A 20,791-nucleotide genomic window follows, 5' to 3' on the forward strand; every position below is an offset into this window, starting at 1 on the left:
GATATTTTCAGGACAAAAATTAACACTTCCGCTGCCTGACTTCTCATGATAAAAGAGAATTAGTTAACATTTTAGCTATTTTGCTTTGGCACCCTTCCGCTGCTTCTGATAATTTTTGGCGCAACGTAAAATTTTTTCTCCGACAGCCCAAAGTGAGAACGCTTTTTGCTTAAGCCTATCGGGATACTTAATAAAAGGTTGGCGCTTTCGCATGACTGGGATGAAAAACTTGCAGCAACAACGGTGTAAAATTGCGTTATGTCTGTTAATCGCTTTTTCACCGGCCTATGGTGCCACGGTGCCAGCCGGGACGACGCTGGCGCCGCAGCAGCAAATTGTTATTAATAACGGCTCAGAGGTGGCGTCGCTCGACCCACATAAAGTCGAAGGCGTGCCAGAATCGAATATTATTCTTAATCTGCTTGATGGGCTGGTTAACACCGATAACAGCGGCAGGGTGGTGCCTGGCGTGGCGGAGAGCTGGCAAAACCAGCAAGGGACTCAGTGGACCTTTACCCTGCGGAATGACGCAAAATGGAGCAACGGCGAACCGGTAACCGCCGATGATTTCGTCTATAGCTGGCGTCGACTGGCCGATCCCACGACGGCTTCTCCTTATTCCAGCTATCTGCAGGCGGCGCATTTCGCCAACATTGATGCCATTCTGGCCGGTAAAATGTCACCCGATCAGCTCGGTGTGAAGGCGCTGGATGCCCATCATCTGCAAATTACCCTGAGTGAACCGGTGCCTTATCTGGTCGCCATGCTGGCGCATACCGCGATGAAGCCGGTCTATGCCCCGGCGATCAAGCAGTGGGGCGAGGCCTGGACCCGGCCGGGTCACTATGTGGGCAACGGCGCGTATACGCTGAGCGACTGGGTGGTCAATGAAAAAATCGTACTGCAGCGCAATCCACACTACTGGGATAACAGCCATACGGTGATTGAGCAGGGCACTTTCCTGCCGATCGCCTCGGAAAACAGCGATATTAATCGCTATCGCAGCGGCGGTACGGACATTACCAACAGCGCAATCCCGCCAGAAATGTTCGGCAAACTGCGTCAGGAGTTGGGCGAGCAGGTCAAAGTCAGTCCGCTGCTTTGCACTTTCTATTATGAAATTAATAATAAAAAGCCGCCATTTACCGATGCGCGCGTTCGTGCTGCGATCAAGATGACCCTCGACCGTGAAGTCATTGCTAACAAGATCATGGGGCAGGGTCAGATTCCGGCCTACAGCCTGACGCCACCGTTTACCGCCGGGATCAATTTAACCCCACCGGCGTGGTTCAGACAGACACAGGCGCAGCGCAATCAGGCGGCGAAAAAGTTACTGGCAGAGGCCGGGTTTGATGACAGCCATCCGCTGACCTTCACGCTGCTCTACAACACCTCCGATCAGAATAAACGCCAGGCGATCGCTGCTGCCTCAATGTGGCAGAAAAACCTTGGCGCGAAGGTGACGTTACAGAATCAGGAGTGGAAAACTCTGCTGGAGACCCGTCATCAGGCGCAGTATGACGTGGTTCGCGCCACCTGGTGCGCGGATTACAACGAGCCGTCGACCTTTCTCAACATGCTGATCGGTAACGCCTCAATCAATACCGCCTTTTACCGCAGCCCGACGTTTGATCGCCTGATGTCGGAGACCCTGACCGCCAGCAGTGAAGCACAACGCGCCAGCCTCTATCAGCAGGCTGAAACACAACTCGACAAAGACTCACCAATTGTGCCAGTTTACTACCGCGTGAGTGTGCGCCTGGTGAAGCCCTGGGTTGGCGGCTTTACGGGCAAAGACCCGCAGGACATGACAGACCTGAAATACTATTTCATCAAACAACACTGAGCCGCGCGCTTACCTGGCGAGACAGTCGGGGAGCGCGCGTCCGTGCAGACCACAGTATGTGGTCACTATCCTCAGGTTAACCAGCCGGGGATCCCGAGACGGGGGACGCCGGGGCAGTCAATCGCCCCGGCGACGATAATAAAACTGGAGTGTAATAATGAACAACATCACGAAGAAAAGCCTGATTGCAGCGGGCGTGTTTGCTGCAGTCAGTGCCCTGGCAGGGAATGCAGTTCTGGCGGCTACAGTGCCAGCTGGCGTTGAGCTGGCAGCAAAACAGGAACTGGTACGCGGTAATGGCGATGAAGTACAGTCGCTCGATCCGCACAAAATTGAAGGCGTGCCGGAAGATAACGTGGCGCGCGATCTCTACGAAGGTCTGCTGGTCAGTGACAGCAATGGCCACCCGGTGCCGGGCGTAGCGGAAAGTTACGAAAACAAAGATTTCAAAGTGTGGACTTTCCACTTACGTAAGAATGCCAAATGGTCGAACGGCGAGCCGGTCACCGCACAGGACTTCGTCTACAGCTGGCAGCGTCTGGTGGATCCGAAAACCGCTTCACCTTACGCCAGCTATCCGCAGTATGGCCATATCCTGAATGTTGATGAGATCATCGCGGGCAAAAGACCGACCAGCGATCTGGGCGTGAAGGCGATTGATGACCATACGCTGGAAGTGACGCTGAGCGAGCCGGTTCCTTATTTCGACAAGCTGATGATCAACTCCGTGATGTCGCCGGTATATAAGCCTGCGATTGAGAAGTTCGGCGATCAGTGGACTCAGCCACAGAACTGGGTCGGTAACGGCGCGTTTAAACTGGATGCGCACGTGATCAACGAACGTATCACGCTGGTGCGTAACCCGCAGTACTGGGATAACGCCAACACCATCCTGAACAAAGTGACCTTCCTGCCGATCAATTCAGAAGTCAGTGACGTTAACCGTTATTTCTCTGAGAACGGCAGCGACATGACCTACAACAACATGCCGATTGAGCTGTTCAAAAAGCTGCAGCGCGATAACGGCAAAGAACTGCACGTTGATCCCTATCTCTGCACCTATTACTACGAAATCAATAACCAGAAAGCGCCATTCACCGATCCCCGCGTGCGCGCCGCGCTGAAGCTCGGCCTGGATCGCGACATTATGGTAAACAAAGTGCTGGCCCAGGGTCAGATGCCAGCCTACAGCTTCACGCCGCCATCAACCGACGGTATGGAGATTCTGCCGCCAGACTGGTTCAAATGGACGCAGGAAAAACGTAATGAAGAGGCGAAGAAATTGCTGGCTGAAGCCGGTTATACCGCCGATAAACCGCTGACTTTTAACCTGCTGTATAACACTTCCGACCTGCACAAGAAGCTGGCTATTGCCGCCTCATCGATCTGGAAGAAAAATATCGGGGTGAACATCAAGCTGGAAAACCAGGAGTGGAAAACCTTCCTTGATACGCGTCATCAGGGCAACTTCGACGTTTCGCGTGCCGCCTGGTGTGCTGACTATAACGAACCGACGTCTTTCCTGAACATCATGCTGTCGAACAGCAGCAGTAACACCTCGCACTATAAGAGCGAGGCATTCGATCAGGTACTGCGTGATGCAATCAAAGCGCCGGATGACAAAGCCCGTGCCGCCGACTACCAGCGTGCCGAGCAGATTCTGGATAAAGACAGCACCATCGTTCCGGTCTACTACTACGTTAACGCGCGTCTGGTGAAACCGTACGTCGGCGGTTACACCGGCAAAGATCCGCTGGATAAATCGCAGGATAAGAACTTCTACATCATTAAACACTAATAGCACACAGGCTATCGACAGCGGCGGCGCGTCTGCGCCGCCTTTACGTTTTATTTATTTGTTGTGAAGCAACAGCCTGGTAGGTACGGCAATGTTAAAATTCATCCTGCGTCGCTTGCTTGAAGCGCTCCCGACGCTGTTCGTCCTGATTACCATCTCCTTCTTTATGATGCGACTGGCACCCGGCAGTCCCTTTACCGGTGAGCGCACCCTGGCGCCGGAAGTCATGGCCAACATTGAGGCGAAATATCACCTCAACGATCCGATTGGTAAGCAGTATGTCGATTACCTGGTGCAGCTGGCGCACGGCGATTTCGGCCCCTCATTTAAATATAAAGATTATTCGGTTAACTATCTGGTTGGCCATGCGTTCCCGGTTTCAGCCAAACTCGGTCTGGCTGCCTTCGTGCTGGCGGTGGTACTGGGCGTTGCTGCCGGGGTCATCGCCGCGCTTAAACAGAACAGTCTATGGGATTTCGCGGTGATGGGGGTGGCAATGACCGGCGTGGTGATACCGAGTTTCGTGGTGGCACCGTTGCTGGTTCTGGTGTTTGCCATCACGCTGAAATGGCTACCCGGCGGTGGCTGGAATGGCGGACAGTGGAACTACATGCTGCTGCCGATGGTGGCGCTCTCGCTGGCCTATATCGCCAGCATCGCACGTATCACCCGCGGATCGATGATTGAAGTAATGCACTCCAACTTTATCCGTACCGCCCGTGCCAAAGGGCTGCCGCTGCGCCGCATCGTGCTGCGCCACGCGCTGAAGCCGGCGCTGCTGCCGGTAATCTCCTATATGGGGCCAGCCTTTGTCGGCATCATCACCGGCTCAATGGTGATTGAGTCGATCTACGGCCTGCCGGGCATCGGTCAGCTGTTTGTTAACGGCGCACTGAACCGTGACTACTCGCTGGTAATGAGCCTGACCATTCTGGTGGGTTTGTTAACCATTCTGTTTAACGCGATTGTTGACGTGCTGTATGCCGTTATCGATCCGAAAATTCGTTACTGATTGCGGAGTTCGCCATGATGTTAAGTAAGAAAAACAGCGAAGCTCTGGATGCGTTCAGTGAGAAGCTGGAAGTGGAAGGGCGCAGTCTGTGGCAGGACGCCCGCCGTCGTTTTATTCATAACCGCGCGGCTTCAATCAGCCTGCTGGTACTGCTGCTGATTACGCTGTTTGTGATCGTTGCGCCGATGCTGTCGCAGTTCACCTATGACGATACCGACTGGGGCATGATGTCCTCTCCGCCGGACACGACCTCCGGCCACTGGTTTGGTACCGACTCGTCGGGACGCGATCTGCTGGTGAGGGTGGCAATTGGCGGCCGGATTTCACTGATGGTGGGTGTGGCATCCGCCTTGATCGCGGTAATCGTGGGGACCCTGTACGGTTCCGTTGCCGGTTACCTCGGCGGCAAAACCGACTCGGTGATGATGCGTATTCTGGAAATCCTCAACTCTTTTCCGTTTATGTTCTTCGTCATTCTGCTGGTGACCTTCTTTGGCCGTAATATCCTGCTGATCTTTGCCGCCATCGGCATGGTGTCGTGGCTGGATATGGCGCGTATCGTGCGTGGACAAACCCTGAGCCTGAAGCGCAAAGAGTTTATTGAAGCCGCCCACGTTGGCGGCGTCTCCACCTGGAAAATCGTGGTGCGCCACATCGTGCCGAACGTGCTGGGCGTGGTGGTGGTTTACGCCTCGTTGCTGGTACCCAGCATGATTCTGTTTGAATCCTTCCTGAGCTTCCTTGGGCTGGGAACGCAGGAACCGCTCAGCAGCTGGGGCGCGTTGCTCAGCGATGGGGCTAACTCAATGGAAGTGTCGCCGTGGTTGCTGCTCTATCCGGCGGGCTTTCTGGTGGTAACGCTGTTCTGTTTCAACTTTATCGGCGATGGCCTGCGTGATGCCCTCGACCCGAAAGATCGTTAAGGAGTTTCCCGATGACCATCCATGAATTCCAGCCAGCAATGGCGGCCCGCGCGGGAAGCGAACAGTTACTGCAGGTGAAGGATTTGCGCGTCACCTTCGGCACTCACGACGGCGATGTGACCGCCGTCAACGATCTTAACTTTTCGCTGCGCGCCGGTGAAACGCTGGGTATTGTCGGCGAATCCGGTTCCGGCAAATCACAGACCGCCTTCGCCCTGATGGGGCTGCTGGCTAAAAACGGCCGTATCGGCGGCTCGGCGCTGTTCAACGGCAAGGAGATCCTCAACCTGCCCGAGCACCAGCTTAACCGGCTGCGCGCCGAGCAGATTGCCATGATCTTCCAGGACCCGATGACCTCGCTCAACCCCTACATGCGGGTCGGTGAGCAATTAATGGAAGTGCTGAAGCTGCACAAGGGCATGAACAGCGCCCAGGCCTTCGAAGAGTCGGTCAGAATGCTGGACGCGGTGAAAATGCCAGAAGCACGCAAGCGGATGAGAATGTATCCGCATGAGTTCTCCGGCGGGATGCGTCAGCGTGTGATGATCGCCATGGCGCTGCTGTGCCGGCCAAAACTGCTGATTGCTGATGAGCCGACCACGGCGCTCGACGTGACGGTGCAGGCGCAGATTATGACGCTGCTCAACGATCTCAAACGCGAGTTCAACACCGCCATTATCATGATCACTCACGATCTAGGCGTCGTCGCCGGGATCTGCGACAAAGTGCTGGTGATGTACGCCGGACGTACCATGGAATATGGCCGCGCTCGTGACGTTTTCTATCAGCCGGCGCACCCGTATTCAATCGGCCTGCTGAATGCGGTGCCGCGTCTGGATGCTGAAGGCGAGAGTCTGACCACCATTCCCGGCAATCCGCCTAACCTGCTGCGTCTGCCGCCGGGCTGCCCGTTCCAGCCGCGTTGTCCACATGCGATGGATATCTGTGCCAAAGCGCCGCCGCTGGAACCGTTCGGGGATGGGCGTTTACGTGCCTGCTTTAAGCCGGTGGAGGAATTAATATGAGCGCCATAGCCGAAAAAAGAGTGTTACTGGAAATCGCCGACCTCAAGGTGCATTTCGATATCAAAGATGGCAAGCAGTGGTTCTGGCAGCCGTCAAAGACCCTGAAAGCGGTGGATGGCGTCAGCCTGCGCCTGTACGAAGGGGAGACGCTGGGCGTGGTCGGTGAATCGGGCTGCGGTAAATCGACGCTGGCGCGGGCGATTATCGGCCTGGTTAAAGCCACCGACGGTCGGGTGGCGTGGCTGGGCCGCGATCTGCTGGGGCAGAGCGAAGAGGAGTGGCGCAAGGCGCGCAGTGACATCCAGATGATCTTCCAGGACCCGCTGGCTTCGCTCAATCCGCGTATGACCATCGGCGATATCATTGCAGAGCCGTTGCGCACCTATCATCCGAAAATGGCGCGTCAGGAAGTCAAAGATCGCGTCAAAAATATGATGATGAAGGTCGGTCTGCTACCGAACCTGATCAACCGCTATCCGCATGAGTTTTCCGGCGGCCAGTGCCAGCGTATCGGTATCGCGCGTGCGCTGATCCTCGAGCCTAAGCTGATTATCTGTGATGAGCCGGTATCAGCTCTCGACGTATCGATCCAGGCGCAGGTGGTGAATCTGCTGCAGCAGTTGCAGCGCGAAATGGGGCTGTCGCTGATCTTTATCGCGCACGATCTGGCGGTAGTGAAACACATCTCCGATCGGGTGCTGGTGATGTATCTCGGTCATGCGGTCGAACTCGGCACCTACAGCGAGGTCTACAGCAATCCGCAGCATCCTTACACCAAAGCGCTGATGTCAGCGGTGCCGATTCCCGATCCGGATCTGGAAAAGAACAAGCAGATTCAGCTGCTGGAAGGGGAGTTGCCGTCTCCGATCAATCCGCCGTCAGGCTGCGTGTTTCGCACCCGCTGCCCGATTGCCGGACCGGAGTGCGCTAAAACCCGGCCGCTGCTGGAAGGCAGTTTCCGCCACGCGGTCTCCTGCCTCAAGGTCGACCCGTTATAATGCAAAACGCCGGGCAGTGGCCCGGCGTTTTTTATCGCTGCGACGGCTATTCACGCCACAGGATATGACACAGCTTGTGGTCTTTTTCACGGCACAGCAGTACGCGTGCAAAGACGTCGGTAATCGGTTCACCATCCGCTTCACCCAGTCCAATCACCACTTCCGCGAAAAAGTCAGGATTCAGATCGAAATCAACATGTTCCTGCCAGTCATCAGAAGGATCGAACAGCTCAGCGCCGCCACGTTCTTCGAACTGCAGATTAAAAAGGATGATGTCTGCCGGATCGAGATTATCGCCTGCCAGCTCAAGAAAAATATCGTAAGCCTGTTCCAGCGTTTCGTCTTCAGTAAGGCGATTATTTAAATCCATGGTCTGTCCTGTCTGCCCTGCGGGCGTTTACACAATTTGGCTCGTTTTACAGTAAAGGGCTAAAGAAGTAAAACAGTCGTTCGACGATGCGTTGCCACCAGGCACGTTTTGACCAGCGCTTACCGTCCAGCAGGCGTGAGCGGGCAATATAGTCATCCTGCACGCAGGACAGATCGCTGCCAAATCCGGCATCGTCTACCACCAGTGTAATCTCAAAATTGAGCCACAGGCTGCGCATATCAAGATTTACCGTGCCGACCAGGCTGAGCTGTCCATCAACCAGAACGCTTTTGGTATGCAGCAGACCATCTTCAAACTGATAAATTTTAACGCCCGCCTCCAGTAGTTCACTGAAGAACGCCCGGCTGGCCCAGCCCACCAGCAGGGAATCGTTATGCCGAGGGACAATAATGCTGACATTCACGCCGCGCTGCGCCGCGGTGCAGATGGCATGCAGCAGATCGTCGCTTGGCACGAAGTAGGGCGTGGTCATGATCAGCTGTTCGCGAGCGGAATAGACCGCCGTCAGCAGCGCCTGATGGATCATATCCTCCGGGAAGCCAGGACCTGAGGCGATAACCTGCACCGTGTGCCCGCTCTCCTGCTCAAACGGCATGATATTGCGGTCGGGCGGTGGCGGCAGGATCCGTTTACCGGTTTCAATCTCCCAGTCGCAGCTGAAGACAATCCCCATTGCGGTGGCCACCGGGCCTTCCATCCGCGCCATCAGATCGATCCACTGCCCGACGCCCGCGTTCTGCTTGAAGAAGCGCGGATCCACCAGATTCATGCTGCCGGTGTAGGCAATATAGTTATCGATTAACACAATTTTGCGGTGCTGACGCAGGTCCATCCGGCGCAGGAATACGCGCAGCAGGCTGACCTGTAACGCTTCCACCACATCGATGCCGGCATTGCGCATCATGCCCACCCACGGACTGCGGAAAAAGGTGACGCTGCCAGCCGAGTCGAGCAGCAAACGGCAATGTACGCCGCGACGTGACGCCGCCATCAGCGACTCCGCCACTTCATCTGCCAGACCGCCAGGGTGCCAGATATAGAACACCATCTCGATATTGTGACGCGCCAGCTGGATGTCACGGATCAGCGCCTGCATCACATCATCCGAGCTGGTGAGCAGTTGCAGCTGGTTGCCTTTGACGCCAGCAATGCCCTGACGGTGATGACAAAGCTCGAACAGCGAGCGCGCAACGTCGCTGTGTTCGGTGGCAAAGATTTCACGGCACTGCTTCAGATCGTTCAGCCAGCGGGCCGTCGAGGGCCACATGGTGCGAGCGCGTTCGGCACGCCGTTTACCCAGGTGCAGTTCGCCAAAGGAGAGGTAGGCGATAATACCCACCAGCGGCAGAATATAGATAATCAGTAGCCAGGCCATCGCCGAGGTGACGGCGCGGCGCTTCATCAGTATTCGCAGGGTGACACCGGCGATCAGCAGCCAGTAGCCAAACAGCAGCATCCAACTGATCAGGGTGTAAAAAGTGGTCATTAAGTGGACATCCCGTTCGCGCTTTCGTCTGGCAAGTTTACGTGCTGTTGCGGGTCAGCGAAACCCCCTGACCTGAGCCATCTGTTCAGATCCGATTTGGCATTGGCGATAAGATCTTTATAATACGTGCGCGTGAATTCGATGTCAGAGAGGAAGTGATGAGACGAAGCAGAAATGAAGTGGCGCGCTGGAGAATGTTACGTCAGGTGCACCGCCGCCGTTCACGCTGGCTGGAAGGGCAGTCACGCCGTTATAAGCGTATCCACAGTATTCGCCATCAGCTGGCGCAGCAGCAGCGTCGCTCCATTCTGTTTATTACGCAACAGTTGTAATCGCCGTCGCCGGTGCTGACGGTTCAGGCGGGCAACCGGGCAACCGGCTGGGGAGAATCCCCGGCACCTTCCCGCCAGTCCGATGCCGGCTCAGGCTTCGAAAAAGCCCATCTCCGCCAGAAAGTGGCGCGCCTGCAGATGCTCCTGTTGCGACGCGCCGCGATCCTTCACTTCACACATCAGGCAATCGGTTGGGCTGCCCACGCCCATCGGACGTCGGTAACCGGCGCGGTCATACCATTCAAAAGACCACTTATCTGTTTTGCGATGGTAATAAATGGTTAACCAGGCAGAGCAGTTTGCCGGGTAGCCGCTCAGCACTTCTGTTTTCGGATCGGCAATTCCCTGCACCCGGTATAACAGCTGATCGAAGAAAGTTGAGGCGCCCTGAATATTATAAGTTTTATGCATATTGAGCCTGCGACTGTGCTGTAGCGTCCATTCTGCGTGTCAGAGTGTAATAAAGAAGTCATAAATGTAGACAGCGATGCGCAATAATTCCTGTTCAGGCTAAAAAAAAAATCTTTCAGCACGCGCTTTTATCACTGTCGGCGACGTCTCACGCGAGTCCCGTCAGGCGCTAATGGCGGGCTGGCGAAGCCTCTCGCGGCGATTACGGTTAATTCTGTACAACTTTACAATCACGCAAGTGACTGTTTGATGGCCATTTATTTCTTTGATTGCTGTTTCAATGCAAATAACAGCGTAAATACCTGTACAACCATCCTTGGGTTGTATAGCTTTACTGCATCGGTTGTAAAAATTAAACGAACTCTATGAGGGTTAACCATGCAAACCAACGTACGAATTCCGGCCTCCATTGCTGATATTTCTGCCTATCTCAACAGTGCCGCTCTGCCGTCGCAGCAGGCGATTCTGGGTTCAGTGGTAACCGAGATTATGCGTTCCGGACGCAGTCTCAATCGTAAGGCGATCTGTACCCGATTGATTAGCCGCTTGCAGGATGTCACCAGTGCGGAAGAAGAACAGCATTACCATGCGCTGATTGGCTTACTGCTGGATCGTAATTAATTCGCTGGTGAGTGCATGTGCGCTATAGCTGGCGTTGCCCGCGCGCTACCGCATCGCCGCAAATTGCCAGGGAAAATGCAGCCCGCCACCTTCTGATGTCTGGCGAGCAAGCCAGGCTTCAGATACCGCGCAAGCGGGTGGACCATATTGACAAGGCGTCAGCGTTTTTGTAGAAATTAGCCATCTTTCGTGATCGTTTTTCGTTGTCCAATCATTCATCTCTCACGGAAGATCGAAGCCCTGCCAGACCGGCAGGGCTTTTGTTTTTCCCCACGTCAATCCGCTCATGATCAATCCAGTAAATAGATGCCCGCAACAATCGCGCTGACAGACATGATATGCAGCAATTCGGTCATGACGGCCTCTCCTGTTGTGTTTAACGGTCCTTTCAGTCAAGAACAGGCTGGCTGATTGGTCAAAAAAATTTACATTTTTACCGACCAGTATGCGGTGGTGATGCCAGCTTTCTTAATTAATCCGCTGAAAATTAACTCTTCCTGACACTTGTCGCTGCGGTTATTGTTTAGCGATGCTAAGTGTTGCTGGGTGGGACACACTACGCCAGCGGATTGTTCAGACGCCTGTCAGCAGGCGTGAAAATTTACGCTGCGCTAAACCGGTAAGAATCACTGCGGATCGGGGAGCGGTGCATGCAGTTTTTAACAGCACCTCGGATTGCTGTTTTTCAGATCCGGCGATAAATTGATAAGAAATACCTTTGGGAGTCAGTCGATGAAGAAGAAATCAAACCGTGGCGTTATCGCCTTAGCCTGCTGTCTGCTGTTCACCTCGCCCGCGTTACTGGCCAATCCGGGTAACGGCAATGGTAACGGCAATGGTCATGGACATTCCGCCGATCATGGTGGCAAAGGCGAAGGCAAAAACGGCAAAGATCATTCGTCTAAGAGCAAAAAGAACAAGGGCGGCGATCCTCACCGGGCCGAGTCAGAGATCAGCTATGCGTTCGCACGCGATCTGGCCAGACAGTATGGGCTGACCGGTTATTCATCGCTGCCACCGGGTATTGCGAAAAATCTTGCGCGGGGTAAACCTTTGCCGCCCGGGATCGCCAAACGATCGGTGCCGCCTTCAATGCTGGACAACCTGCCGGATTATCCTGGTTATCAATGGAAAATTGTCGGGGATAACCTGGTGCTGATTGCGCTCAGTACTGCGGTGGTGACGGCGATCATCAATAACGTCTTCGATTAAGCTAAGCGGGCGACACGAATCGAAAAAAACTGCCGGACTGAACTGCGCCCCAAAAGCTGGACACCCAACCGGGCAGGGTGCAGTTATTTATTTTGAATTCGCCCGGCAAAGGGTTTAACCGGCCAGTCGCGCCTGCGCAGTCAGCAGCAGGGTTACGTTCACCAACTGCAGCGCCGCTGCCAGCACAACGCACATCACAATCAGCGGTTTTTTCTTACGCCAGCCGTGGACCCGCCATAAATAGAGCGCGGTCCCAATCAGCGCCACGATCGGCACCAGCAGCGCCAGAATCATCATTTGCATTGTTGCTTCATCCGAAAAACAAAAATGGCTTCTGTGCGCCGCACCGAAGCCATTTTTTTACCTGGTCCGCGCGATCAGAAAACGCGTTTAAACGGTTTCACGGCGACCTGTTTATAGACGCCAGCGGCAATATAGGGGTCATCTTCTGCCCACGACTGCGCTGCTTCTAATGACGGGAACTCGGCAATCACGGTAGAACCGGTGAAGCCCGCCACGCCCGGATCGTTGCTGTCGACAGCAGGCATCGGACCCGCAATGATCAGGCGTCCTTCTTCATGCAGTAGTTTCAGGCGAGCCAGATGAGCAGGGCGCACCGCGTTACGTTTTTCCAGTGAATCTGCGTTGTCTTCTGCATAAATGACGTAAAGCACTTGGGAGCTCCCATTAACTCTTCAGAATTTCGCAACACGTTAAGGGATTGCCGATCAGAGTGCAAATGAAACCTCTGACCACTGCAATGCTCAGCATAAAGGGCTAAAAAGCGCTTTTCTTTCGGCCGGATGGCGGGAGTTATTGAAACTGATTGCTATTTGCATTTAAAATCGGCTCTTCATTCAATGACTGCGACTGTTATGACCACGCTGACTATGCCATTACCAAAACGCACGCCTGTCTCCATGTTATTGTCTGTTGCTTTACATGGTGCCGTAATTGCCGGCATTCTTTATGCCTCATTCCATCAGGTGCTCGAAGTCCCTAAAGCGTCGCAGCCTATCAGCGTAACCATGGTCGCCCCTGAAATTCAGCCTGAGCCGGCGCCGGCAGTGGTTGAGCCGCCTGCCCCACAGCCTGAACCGCAGCCGGAACCTGAACCAGTACCAGAACCTCAGCCGGCCCCGGAACCCCCAAAGGCCGAGCCGGTGCCGATTCCTAAGCCGGAACCGAAGCCCAAACCTAAACCGAAGCCGGAACATAAGCGTGAGCAGCCTAAACGCGAAGTCAAACCGCGTCAGGAGAGCAAGCCGCAGGCTAATCCGTTTAAGCAGGAGGCGCCCGCTACTCAGAACAAGCCGACCGCCGCGCCGAAGTCGACGCCAGCACCGAGTCAGACGGTCTCTAATGGGCCGAAAGCACTGAGCGTCAGCAAGCCAGGCTATCCACCGCGTGCACTGGCGCTACGTGTAGAAGGCCGGGTGAGAGTCAAATTTGATGTCGACAGCGAAGGGCGGGTGGATAACATCCAGATACTTTCCGCTGAGCCGCGTAATATGTTTGAACGCTCAGTTAAACAGGCGATGAAGCAGTGGCGTTACCAGAGTGGGCGTCCGGGGCAGGGCCTGACCATGAACATTGTGTTTAAGATCAGTGGCGGAGCCAGTATCGAATAGAAAGCTGGCGGTCAGGTAACGAGCTTGCCTGACCGCCAGGCGACCGGTTAATCGCTGGGTTGCTGATTGGCCCGTCCGGCAGGCAGCGGACGTGAATTACCGTCATTGTCGACCGCGACGTAGATAAATACCGCTTCGGTGGCACAGTACGTCTGCCCAATCGGCTCTGACGACACCTTCTTGATCCACACTTCGACATTGATGGTCATTGAACTGTTGCCGGTACGGATGCAGCGTGCATGACAACTGACCACATCGCCCACCGCCACCGGTTTCATAAATGACATGCCATCAACCCGCACCGTAACGACCCGGCCTTCGGCAATTTCCTTGGCCAGGATCGCACCGCCCATATCCATCTGAGACATCAGCCAGCCGCCAAAAATATCGCCGTTGGCGTTGGTGTCTGCTGGCATGGCTAACGTACGTAACACCATTTCGCCTTGCGGCAACTTATGTTTTTCGCCCATTGCTTTCATTCTTCTGCAGGTGATCGCTAAAAAAATGCCCGGCATAGCGGGCAGAGTGATTATTTTTGTTGTTGTTGCGGCATCTGTCGCCAGATATAGAGCCCGCTGATCAGGGTAAACAGTAAGGTGAGACCAGTCAGACCAAACACCTTAAAGTTAACCCAGAATGCCTGGGATAACCAAAAGGCAACATAGATATTTACCAGGCCGCAGATCAGGAAAAAGATCGCCCATGCGGTGTTCAGCCGACGCCAGACCGGGTCCGGCAGCTGTAACTCTTTGCCCAGCATGCTCTGGATCAGCGTTTGTTTCATAAACCACTGGCTGTAGAGCAGCGCCACGGCAAACAGGCTGTAAATCACCGTCACTTTCCACTTAATGAACTCATCGTTGTGGAATACCAGCGTCAGCGTGCCAAATACCGCCACCAGCACAAAGGTGAAAATCGTCATCTTTTCCAGTTTACGGTAGAGCACCCAGCTGACGACTAAGGCCAGACCGGTTGCGACAATCAACGCGCCAGAGGCAACAAAGATGTCGTACAGCTTGTAGAAGATGAAAAACACCACCAAAGGGAGAAAGTCGAGTAACTGCTTCATAGTCATTCCAGTCAGAGCTGAAGTGGGGACGGATGCGCCCGAAGGCGCATCAGCCATCAACGTAACAGCATATAAAGCCGGTACAGATAGATAATTAACATGGCCGAAACCAGATTACCTGCAGCGGTAAAAATCACCGAGGAGACATTCATCGGCAGGACGGTCAGCGAGGAGAAAAACAGCATTACCACTACTTTCGCCAGCAGCCAGAGAATAATGGCTGGCGCGATCAGTTTCACGTTCTTCCAGGCCATCCGCATGCTGGCGCGCATCGCAGCGAACACGCCGATCTTCTCGCTAGCCAGCATCACCGGCGCCAGTGACAGCAGAATAGTAAGCAGAATACCGGGCACCACCAGAATCATAAAGCCGAGCTGCGCTACCAGCGTAATCAGGAAGGTCAGCAGTAACAGCTTCGGCAGTAACGGTGCTGCCGTACCAATGGCACGCAGCGCACTGACCCGCTGGCCAGAAGAGACCATCGGTATCAGACACAACATCCCGCCGAGCAACAGCGTATTGCCCACCAGCGCCGCGAAGGTGCCCGCCGCAGAGGCGCGCAGCAACACCTGCTGCTGTTCAGGTGACATATTCTGCACCATCTCAAATAATGAACTGGCACTGTCGTCGCCCTGCTGCAGGATCGCCATCTGATCGGCGCTTGGGGTCAGCACATGTACCAGCATTACGGTGATGAAAGCGGTCAACAGCGACATCAACAGTAAAGTAACCAGCTGATGGCGGGCAAAATTTCCAGTGTCACGGTATAACGAGCTTGCCGTGATAGACATGTACACTCCTTGGAGGAACCGGGTTAATTAACCCGGCGATTGTACATGTTCTGGCAGCTCGCGTGCACCCGCCGCGGCATAACTTTCTGTCATTACAGGTAAAGATGGGTGAAAAAGGGCGGGAAGACCGTAACGGGCGCGGGCGCGATCGCAGGCTTCATTGGCGATGCCTTCTTCACCCGACATCGCAAACTCCCGACAGGGCGTCGGGCGTTGTTCATAAATTCCACACGAGACACAGCCGCCAATCTCGCCCTGCAGGGCAACACAGCGGGGTGCGCGATCGTTAGTGCCGCGCATATTGCGCATCAGCAGGCTTAGCGGCTCGGTTAATTCAGTCGGCACCGGACCGCCAGCATCATCGGCTTCAGCCCAGTAGAAAGAGACACGGAAATGGGCGCAGCAGGCGCCACAGCTGACACAAGGATTTGAAGTTTCGCTCATTTGATCACCCGCCACTCCTGAGGCATCGAACCAAAATCAACAATCTGGATCAGCAAAATAAGCCGGGCAAAATATTTCGGCAAGGGGTATTTCTTAGCGCCAGCACCGGCCAAAATTGATCTACATCAACCCATTGTTTTTTAATTAAATTATTTCAGCCGGCCGGAGTGCAATTTTATGTAAATCACGTTAAATCTTTGCTAACAAAAAATTGATGACCTGAGTGTTTTTCCCTTTAGCAAAGGAGTGACGATGAAACTGGCAAAATGCGCAATGTTACTGGCTCTGGCTTTACCCCAACTGGCGATGGCTCATGAGGCGGGCGATTTTTTTATGCGCGCAGGCAGCGCCACGGTACGGCCGACGGAAGGTTCCGACAACGTGCTCGGCATGGGCGAGTTCAGCGCCAGTAACGATACCCAGCTTGGCCTGACCTTTACCTATATGGCGACGGATAATATCGGGGTTGAACTGCTGGCCGCCACGCCGTTCCGGCACAAAGTGGGGCTGGGTCCAACCGGCACGCTGGCAACGGTACGTCAGCTGCCGCCAACGCTGATGGCGCAATACTATTTCTTTGACAGCAAAAGCAAAGCGCGCCCGTATATCGGGGTCGGTATCAACTACACCACCTTTTACGACGCTGACTTCAACCAGACCGGCCGTGATGCAGGTCTCAGCGATCTGAGCGTAAAAGATTCCTGGGGCGTAGCGGGACAGGTCGGTCTGGATTACCAGATTAACCGCGACTGGATGCTGAATGCGTCAGTGTGGTACATGGATATTGATACTGAAGTGAAGTTCAAGGCAGCAGGCGAGCAGCAGAACATCAATATGCGCATCGATCCCTGGGTTTTCTTCTTCGGCGCGGGTTACCGCTTCTGATGAGAAAAAGGCCGCTGTTTAAGCGGCCTTTTTGCTAAGCAGAGCAGCGATTACTTGATCTGCATATTGTTCACAACGGATTTCACGCCTGGCACGCTGCGCGTAACCTGCACCGCGCGATTAGCCATCTGTGGTGATGAGACAAAACCGCTCAGCTGAACTTTACCTTTAAAGGTTTCTACGTTGATTTCAGTCGATTTCAGCGAGTCATCTTTCAGCAGTTCACCTTTCACTTTGGTGGTCACCACTGTGTCGTCGATATAGCCACCGGTTCCTTCTTTAGTCGCGGTTGGCGCACAGGCGCTCAGTGTCAGCGCAACCACACCCGCCATCAACGCACCCGCCAGCAGTTTAAATAATTTCATTGCTTTCTCTCCCTGTCACAAATTAGATGCGACGTTACCGTAACGGCGCTCTGACATTGTGGTGCAGATTTTGCAAAAAGGGCAAATGGCGGGATGTAAAAAATGGAAAGAAATCATGCCTTATCACCTGATAAGGCATGCTGACAGAATTAACGGCTGGCGGCTTTGAGGCTGCTGACGAAGTTTTTCAGTTCGCGCAGCATCACGTCCGGTTCGGCGTGATTTTTTTCAATGATTCGCACAATGGCGGAGCCAGAGATAGCGCCGGCGGCACCGGCGGCGATTGCTTCCTTCACCTGCGACGCTTCAGAAATACCGAATCCCTGCAGCGGCGGGGCTGCGTTGTATTCACGTAGCTTTTCAATCAGATGCTGCAGCGGCAGGCTGGCACGGTTTTCAGCGCCGGTAACGCCGGCACGGGAGAGCAGGTAGGTATAACCGCGTCCGTGTGAGGCAATCTCCCGCAGCAGGGTATCACTGGCATTTGGCGGGCAGATGAAAATCGGCGCGATACCGTGACGCAGCGCCGCCTGACGGAACGGTGCTGACTCTTCCACCGGCACATCTGCCACCAGCACTGAATCGACACCGGCTTCGGCGCAACGCGCGTAAAACGCATCCACGCCGTTGGTGAACACCAGATTGGCATACATCAGTAAACCGATCGGCAAATCCGGGTATTTACGCCGGATGGTCGCCAGCATCTCAAAGCACTGGCTGATGTTGGTGCCCGCCGCAAAGGCGCGCAGCGTCGCGTTCTGAATGGTCGGGCCGTCGGCCAGCGGATCGGAGAAGGGGATACCTAACTCCAGCGCATCGGCGCCGCCTTCCACCAGAGCGTCAATCACCTGTAATGAAAGTTCCGGCGATGGATCACCCAGCGTCACAAAAGGGACAAAAGCGCCTTCGTTACGGGCAGAGAGACGTTTAAACAGTTGATCGTAACGTTCCATCAGATTTCTCCCTGCGCAGTCAGAATGTCGTGAACGGTGAAAATATCTTTATCGCCCCGGCCAGAAAGGTTAACCACCACCAGTTGCTCTTTGTCCGGCTCGGCCTGAATCATCTTCAGGGCGTACGCCAGTGCATGTGATGATTCCAGTGCCGGAATAATACCTTCAGCGCGGCACAGTTGTTTGAAGGCTGCCAGTGCTTCGTTATCAGTAATCGAAACATACTCGGCGCGGCCAATGCTGTTCAGATGCGCATGCTGCGGTCCGACTGACGGGAAATCGAGGCCAGCAGAGATCGAGTAAGACTCTTCAATCTGACCCTCTTCGGTCTGCATCATCGGGGCTTTCATACCGAAGTAGATACCAACGCGGCCATGCTTCAGCGGCGCGCCATGCTCACCGGTTTCAATGCCGTGTCCCGCTGGCTCAACGCCAATCAGCTTAACGCTGCTTTCATCAATAAAGTCCGCGAACATGCCGATGGCGTTAGATCCTCCGCCGACGCAGGCGATAATGGCGTCCGGCAGGCGACCCTCTTTTTCCAGAATCTGCTTTTTGGTCTCTTCACCGATCATCCGCTGGAACTCACGTACGATGGTCGGGAATGGATGCGGGCCAGCGGCGGTACCCAGCATATAGTGAGCGGTTTCATAGCTGCCTGACCAGTCGCGCAGCGCCTCATTACAGGCATCCTTCAGCGTGGCTGAACCACTGTGTACCGGGATCACTTCAGCACCCATCAGACGCATACGGAATACGTTAGGAGACTGACGCTCAACGTCTTTAGCCCCCATATAGATGCGGCACTTCATTCCCAGCAGCGCGCAGGCCAGCGCGGAGGCGACACCGTGCTGGCCGGCACCGGTTTCTGCGATGATTTCATTCTTGCCCATACGTTTGGCAAGCAGCGCCTGGCCCAGCACCTGGTTCGTTTTGTGCGCGCCGCCGTGCAGCAGATCTTCGCGCTTCAGGTAGAGCCGGGTTTTGCTGCCTTTCGTCAGGTTCTTACACAGCGTCAGGGCGGTAGGACGGCCGGCATAGTTCTTCAGCAGGTCCATGAATTCCGCCTGAAACTCAGGATCTTTCTGCGCGTCGACAAACGCCTCTTCCAGCTGGCGCAGCGCTGGCATCAGGATCTGCGGAACATACATTCCGCCAAATTCGCCAAAGTAGGGGTTGAGTAACGTCATTTTTAGCTTCCTTTTTCGGGCCCGCCGTAGAGCAGGCCAGGCAAATCAGTAGGCGCGCAGTGTCTGGAACACCGCCGCGATTTTACGGGCATCTTTGATACCGGGCGCGCTTTCCACCCCTGAGTTGAAATCGAGACCGGCACAGCCCAGCTGCGCCGCTTCAACACAGTTATCCGCGCTCAGGCCACCGGCCAGCAACACGTCGTTCAGCGTCTGGCCCTGTAACAGTGACCAGTCAAAGCGCTGACCGGTTCCGCCGTCGCCATTATCAAACACGTAACGATCAATGTGCGGCCAGTTGCGCGCCGGTAAGGCACCTTCAACGCGCAGCGCTTTCCAGATCTCAATGCTGGCGGGCAGGGCCGCGCGCAGTTCGCTGACGAAATCCGGGTCTTCATTGCCGTGCAGCTGGACGGCGGCCAGCGAAAGCGCGGTGGCTTTGGTGACAACGTCACTAATGGCGTTATTGCGGAACACGCCAACGTAGCGCAATGGCGCGGCGTTGATCACCGTACGGGCGGCCTCAGTTTCGATGTGACGCGGCGAACCTTCAGCAAAAATCAGGCCGCCGTAGAGGGCACCGGCTTCATAGGCGGCACGCGCGTCTTCCGCGCGGGTCAGGCCACAGACTTTATTGGCACCCAGCGTCACCCGGCGCACCGCCGCGGTCAGGTCGGGTTCTTCCATCAGGGCGGAACCGATCAGGAAGCCATTGGCAAAGTGGCTGAGCTCACGAATATCTGCGTAGCTGTTGATGCCCGATTCGCTGATTACCGTGACGCCGTGCGACAGGCGCGGGGCCAGCTGGCGGGTGCGGTTAAGATCGATCGACAGATCGCGCAGATCGCGGTTATTAATCCCGACCACTTTGGCCTGCAGCGCAATGGCGCGCTCCAGCTCCTGCTCATTACTGACTTCGGTCAGGATGCCCATTTTCAGGCTGTGGGCGACGGCGGCCAGCTGACGATACTGCTCATCATCCAGCACCGACAGCATCAGCAGAATGGCGTCTGCCTGATAGTAACGCGCCAGATAGATCTGATACGGGTCGATGATAAAGTCTTTGCACAGCACCGGCTGGGTGATAGCGGCGCTGACGATCGGCAGAAAAGCGAAGTCGCCCTGAAAGTATTTTTCATCGGTCAGCACCGACACTGCCGAAGCGTAGTGCCGGTAAACACCGGCAATCGCGGCCGGATCAAAATCGGCGCGGATAATCCCTTTAGAGGGCGACGCTTTTTTACACTCGAGGATAAACGCGGTTCGCGCACCCTGGAGCGCATCATAAAAATGACGGCTGGCAGGCTCAATGCTGTTCTGAAAGGTAGAAAGAGGCTGCTGCTGCTGACGCGCTTCAACCCAAATCGCTTTGTCCTGCACAATTTTTTCTAACACGGTACCTTGCATA

Annotated in this window: 24 protein-coding genes; 11 read left to right on the top strand and 13 right to left on the bottom strand. The window is 54.9% G+C overall.

Annotated elements, in window-relative coordinates:
- Positions 1-220 precede the first annotated feature (220 nt).
- The 6 genes from ACLIBF_RS09320 (at position 221) to oppF (ending at position 7,602) form a co-directional block, all read left to right on the top strand.
- Positions 221-1,846: an ABC transporter substrate-binding protein gene (locus tag ACLIBF_RS09320; RefSeq protein WP_031374583.1), complete on the top strand. Its 1,626-nt coding sequence runs from the start codon at positions 221-223 to the stop codon at positions 1,844-1,846.
- Positions 1,847-2,003: 157 nt separating this feature from the next.
- On the top strand, positions 2,004-3,644 hold the full coding sequence (oppA, locus tag ACLIBF_RS09325; RefSeq protein ID WP_031374582.1) for an oligopeptide ABC transporter substrate-binding protein OppA: 1,641 nt from the start codon (positions 2,004-2,006) through the stop codon (positions 3,642-3,644).
- Between the two features lie 91 nt (positions 3,645-3,735).
- Positions 3,736-4,656, top strand: a complete 921-nt coding sequence (gene oppB, locus ACLIBF_RS09330; RefSeq protein ID WP_031374581.1) for an oligopeptide ABC transporter permease OppB — start codon at positions 3,736-3,738, stop codon at positions 4,654-4,656.
- A 14-nt stretch (positions 4,657-4,670) separates the two neighbouring features.
- Positions 4,671-5,579, top strand: coding sequence for an oligopeptide ABC transporter permease OppC (gene oppC / locus ACLIBF_RS09335; protein ID WP_031374580.1), 909 nt, complete (start codon positions 4,671-4,673; stop codon positions 5,577-5,579).
- Positions 5,580-5,590: 11 nt separating this feature from the next.
- Positions 5,591-6,604: an ABC transporter ATP-binding protein gene (gene oppD / locus ACLIBF_RS09340; protein WP_046288285.1), complete on the top strand. Its 1,014-nt coding sequence runs from the start codon at positions 5,591-5,593 to the stop codon at positions 6,602-6,604.
- A complete protein-coding gene (gene oppF / locus ACLIBF_RS09345) occupies positions 6,601-7,602 on the top strand; it encodes a murein tripeptide/oligopeptide ABC transporter ATP binding protein OppF (protein WP_069728535.1) in 1,002 nt (333 codons plus the stop codon). Before oppD ends, oppF begins: the two co-directional genes overlap by 4 nt.
- Positions 7,603-7,648: 46 nt before the next feature.
- Here the strand turns inward: oppF and ACLIBF_RS09350 are convergent, their stop codons facing one another.
- Positions 7,649-7,972 carry an HI1450 family dsDNA-mimic protein gene (locus ACLIBF_RS09350; protein WP_031374578.1) on the bottom strand — a complete coding sequence of 108 codons (324 nt, stop codon included), beginning with the start codon at positions 7,970-7,972 and terminating at the stop codon, positions 7,649-7,651.
- Positions 7,973-8,018: 46 nt separating this feature from the next.
- Complete coding sequence (gene cls / locus ACLIBF_RS09355) at positions 8,019-9,479, bottom strand: cardiolipin synthase (protein ID WP_031374577.1); 1,461 nt, start codon at positions 9,477-9,479, stop codon at positions 8,019-8,021.
- Positions 9,480-9,637: 158 nt separating this feature from the next.
- On the opposite strand from cls, the gene ACLIBF_RS09360 reads away from it, so the two are divergent.
- Positions 9,638-9,811 (top strand): YciY family protein, encoded by a 174-nt coding sequence (locus tag ACLIBF_RS09360; protein ID WP_089561442.1) that lies wholly within the window; start codon positions 9,638-9,640, stop codon positions 9,809-9,811.
- Positions 9,812-9,901: 90 nt separating this feature from the next.
- Here the strand turns inward: ACLIBF_RS09360 and ACLIBF_RS09365 are convergent, their stop codons facing one another.
- On the bottom strand, positions 9,902-10,222 hold the full coding sequence (locus ACLIBF_RS09365) for a hypothetical protein (RefSeq protein ID WP_031374576.1): 321 nt from the start codon (positions 10,220-10,222) through the stop codon (positions 9,902-9,904).
- Positions 10,223-10,600: 378 nt separating this feature from the next.
- Here ACLIBF_RS09365 and ycgZ point away from each other — a divergent pair, with 378 nt between their 5' ends.
- Both ycgZ and ACLIBF_RS09375 read left to right on the top strand, forming a co-directional pair.
- Entirely contained in the window at positions 10,601-10,843 is a 243-nt protein-coding gene (ycgZ, locus tag ACLIBF_RS09370) for a regulatory protein YcgZ (protein ID WP_031374575.1), read from the top strand.
- A gap of 732 nt (positions 10,844-11,575) precedes the next feature.
- Positions 11,576-12,055, top strand: coding sequence for an anti-virulence regulator CigR family protein (locus tag ACLIBF_RS09375; protein ID WP_031374574.1), 480 nt, complete (start codon positions 11,576-11,578; stop codon positions 12,053-12,055).
- A gap of 114 nt (positions 12,056-12,169) precedes the next feature.
- On the opposite strand, the gene ACLIBF_RS09380 is transcribed toward ACLIBF_RS09375, so the two are convergent.
- Positions 12,170-12,358, bottom strand: coding sequence for a hypothetical protein (locus tag ACLIBF_RS09380; protein WP_279809716.1), 189 nt, complete (start codon positions 12,356-12,358; stop codon positions 12,170-12,172).
- A gap of 74 nt (positions 12,359-12,432) precedes the next feature.
- Positions 12,433-12,729 (bottom strand): YciI family protein, encoded by a 297-nt coding sequence (locus ACLIBF_RS09385; protein WP_031374572.1) that lies wholly within the window; start codon positions 12,727-12,729, stop codon positions 12,433-12,435.
- A 201-nt stretch (positions 12,730-12,930) separates the two neighbouring features.
- On the opposite strand from ACLIBF_RS09385, the gene tonB reads away from it, so the two are divergent.
- Positions 12,931-13,686 carry a TonB system transport protein TonB gene (tonB, locus tag ACLIBF_RS09390; RefSeq protein WP_046288286.1) on the top strand — a complete coding sequence of 252 codons (756 nt, stop codon included), beginning with the start codon at positions 12,931-12,933 and terminating at the stop codon, positions 13,684-13,686.
- Between the two features lie 47 nt (positions 13,687-13,733).
- Here tonB and yciA read toward each other — a convergent pair whose 3' ends face one another.
- Genes yciA through ACLIBF_RS09410 form a run of 4 tightly spaced genes read right to left on the bottom strand, consistent with a single transcriptional unit; the run spans position 13,734 to position 15,990 of the window.
- A complete protein-coding gene (gene yciA, locus ACLIBF_RS09395; RefSeq protein WP_031374571.1) occupies positions 13,734-14,156 on the bottom strand; it encodes an acyl-CoA thioester hydrolase YciA in 423 nt (140 codons plus the stop codon).
- Between the two features lie 59 nt (positions 14,157-14,215).
- The gene (locus ACLIBF_RS09400; RefSeq protein ID WP_031374570.1) at positions 14,216-14,755 is read right to left on the bottom strand and encodes a septation protein A; all 540 of its coding nucleotides are present in this window, start codon (positions 14,753-14,755) and stop codon (positions 14,216-14,218) included.
- Between the two features lie 56 nt (positions 14,756-14,811).
- A complete protein-coding gene (locus ACLIBF_RS09405) occupies positions 14,812-15,546 on the bottom strand; it encodes a YciC family protein (protein ID WP_448309564.1) in 735 nt (244 codons plus the stop codon).
- Between the two features lie 27 nt (positions 15,547-15,573).
- Positions 15,574-15,990, bottom strand: coding sequence for a YkgJ family cysteine cluster protein (locus ACLIBF_RS09410; protein WP_031374568.1), 417 nt, complete (start codon positions 15,988-15,990; stop codon positions 15,574-15,576).
- 252 nt (positions 15,991-16,242) lie between these two features.
- Between ACLIBF_RS09410 and ompW the strand changes: the two genes are divergently transcribed.
- Positions 16,243-16,875 carry an outer membrane protein OmpW gene (ompW, locus tag ACLIBF_RS09415; protein WP_031374567.1) on the top strand — a complete coding sequence of 211 codons (633 nt, stop codon included), beginning with the start codon at positions 16,243-16,245 and terminating at the stop codon, positions 16,873-16,875.
- 50 nt (positions 16,876-16,925) lie between these two features.
- Here ompW and ACLIBF_RS09420 read toward each other — a convergent pair whose 3' ends face one another.
- The 4 genes from ACLIBF_RS09420 to trpCF form a co-directional block, all read right to left on the bottom strand.
- Positions 16,926-17,240, bottom strand: coding sequence for a BON domain-containing protein (locus tag ACLIBF_RS09420; protein ID WP_031374566.1), 315 nt, complete (start codon positions 17,238-17,240; stop codon positions 16,926-16,928).
- Between the two features lie 149 nt (positions 17,241-17,389).
- The gene (trpA, locus tag ACLIBF_RS09425; RefSeq protein WP_031374565.1) at positions 17,390-18,193 is read right to left on the bottom strand and encodes a tryptophan synthase subunit alpha; all 804 of its coding nucleotides are present in this window, start codon (positions 18,191-18,193) and stop codon (positions 17,390-17,392) included.
- Positions 18,193-19,383 (bottom strand): tryptophan synthase subunit beta, encoded by a 1,191-nt coding sequence (trpB, locus tag ACLIBF_RS09430; protein WP_031374564.1) that lies wholly within the window; start codon positions 19,381-19,383, stop codon positions 18,193-18,195. The genes trpA and trpB overlap by 1 nt, the downstream gene beginning before the upstream one ends.
- A gap of 45 nt (positions 19,384-19,428) precedes the next feature.
- Positions 19,429-20,790 carry a bifunctional indole-3-glycerol-phosphate synthase TrpC/phosphoribosylanthranilate isomerase TrpF gene (gene trpCF / locus ACLIBF_RS09435; RefSeq protein ID WP_031374563.1) on the bottom strand — a complete coding sequence of 454 codons (1,362 nt, stop codon included), beginning with the start codon at positions 20,788-20,790 and terminating at the stop codon, positions 19,429-19,431.
- Position 20,791: the final 1 nt, after the last annotated feature.

It is taken from the genome of Pantoea sp. PGP6, from assembly GCF_053474785.1.

Excerpts from the sequence above, each read along its gene's own strand:
- ACLIBF_RS09320 (WP_031374583.1), top strand. The coding sequence starts at position 221 with ATGAAAAACTTGCAGCAACAACGGTGTAAAATTGCGTTATGTCTGTTA.
- oppA (WP_031374582.1), top strand. The coding sequence starts at position 2,004 with ATGAACAACATCACGAAGAAAAGCCTGATTGCAGCGGGCGTGTTTGCT.
- oppB (WP_031374581.1), top strand. The coding sequence starts at position 3,736 with ATGTTAAAATTCATCCTGCGTCGCTTGCTTGAAGCGCTCCCGACGCTG.
- oppC (WP_031374580.1), top strand. The coding sequence starts at position 4,671 with ATGATGTTAAGTAAGAAAAACAGCGAAGCTCTGGATGCGTTCAGTGAG.
- oppD (WP_046288285.1), top strand. The coding sequence starts at position 5,591 with ATGACCATCCATGAATTCCAGCCAGCAATGGCGGCCCGCGCGGGAAGC.
- oppF (WP_069728535.1), top strand. The coding sequence starts at position 6,601 with ATGAGCGCCATAGCCGAAAAAAGAGTGTTACTGGAAATCGCCGACCTC.
- ACLIBF_RS09350 (WP_031374578.1), bottom strand. The coding sequence starts at position 7,972 with ATGGATTTAAATAATCGCCTTACTGAAGACGAAACGCTGGAACAGGCT.
- cls (WP_031374577.1), bottom strand. The coding sequence starts at position 9,479 with ATGACCACTTTTTACACCCTGATCAGTTGGATGCTGCTGTTTGGCTAC.
- ACLIBF_RS09360 (WP_089561442.1), top strand. The coding sequence starts at position 9,638 with ATGAGACGAAGCAGAAATGAAGTGGCGCGCTGGAGAATGTTACGTCAG.
- ACLIBF_RS09365 (WP_031374576.1), bottom strand. The coding sequence starts at position 10,222 with ATGCATAAAACTTATAATATTCAGGGCGCCTCAACTTTCTTCGATCAG.
- ycgZ (WP_031374575.1), top strand. The coding sequence starts at position 10,601 with ATGCAAACCAACGTACGAATTCCGGCCTCCATTGCTGATATTTCTGCC.
- ACLIBF_RS09375 (WP_031374574.1), top strand. The coding sequence starts at position 11,576 with ATGAAGAAGAAATCAAACCGTGGCGTTATCGCCTTAGCCTGCTGTCTG.
- ACLIBF_RS09380 (WP_279809716.1), bottom strand. The coding sequence starts at position 12,358 with ATGCAAATGATGATTCTGGCGCTGCTGGTGCCGATCGTGGCGCTGATT.
- tonB (WP_046288286.1), top strand. The coding sequence starts at position 12,931 with ATGACCACGCTGACTATGCCATTACCAAAACGCACGCCTGTCTCCATG.
- yciA (WP_031374571.1), bottom strand. The coding sequence starts at position 14,156 with ATGGGCGAAAAACATAAGTTGCCGCAAGGCGAAATGGTGTTACGTACG.
- ACLIBF_RS09400 (WP_031374570.1), bottom strand. The coding sequence starts at position 14,755 with ATGAAGCAGTTACTCGACTTTCTCCCTTTGGTGGTGTTTTTCATCTTC.
- ACLIBF_RS09405 (WP_448309564.1), bottom strand. The coding sequence starts at position 15,546 with ATGTCTATCACGGCAAGCTCGTTATACCGTGACACTGGAAATTTTGCC.
- ACLIBF_RS09410 (WP_031374568.1), bottom strand. The coding sequence starts at position 15,990 with ATGAGCGAAACTTCAAATCCTTGTGTCAGCTGTGGCGCCTGCTGCGCC.
- ompW (WP_031374567.1), top strand. The coding sequence starts at position 16,243 with ATGAAACTGGCAAAATGCGCAATGTTACTGGCTCTGGCTTTACCCCAA.
- ACLIBF_RS09420 (WP_031374566.1), bottom strand. The coding sequence starts at position 17,240 with ATGAAATTATTTAAACTGCTGGCGGGTGCGTTGATGGCGGGTGTGGTT.
- trpA (WP_031374565.1), bottom strand. The coding sequence starts at position 18,193 with ATGGAACGTTACGATCAACTGTTTAAACGTCTCTCTGCCCGTAACGAA.
- trpB (WP_031374564.1), bottom strand. The coding sequence starts at position 19,383 with ATGACGTTACTCAACCCCTACTTTGGCGAATTTGGCGGAATGTATGTT.
- trpCF (WP_031374563.1), bottom strand. The coding sequence starts at position 20,790 with ATGCAAGGTACCGTGTTAGAAAAAATTGTGCAGGACAAAGCGATTTGG.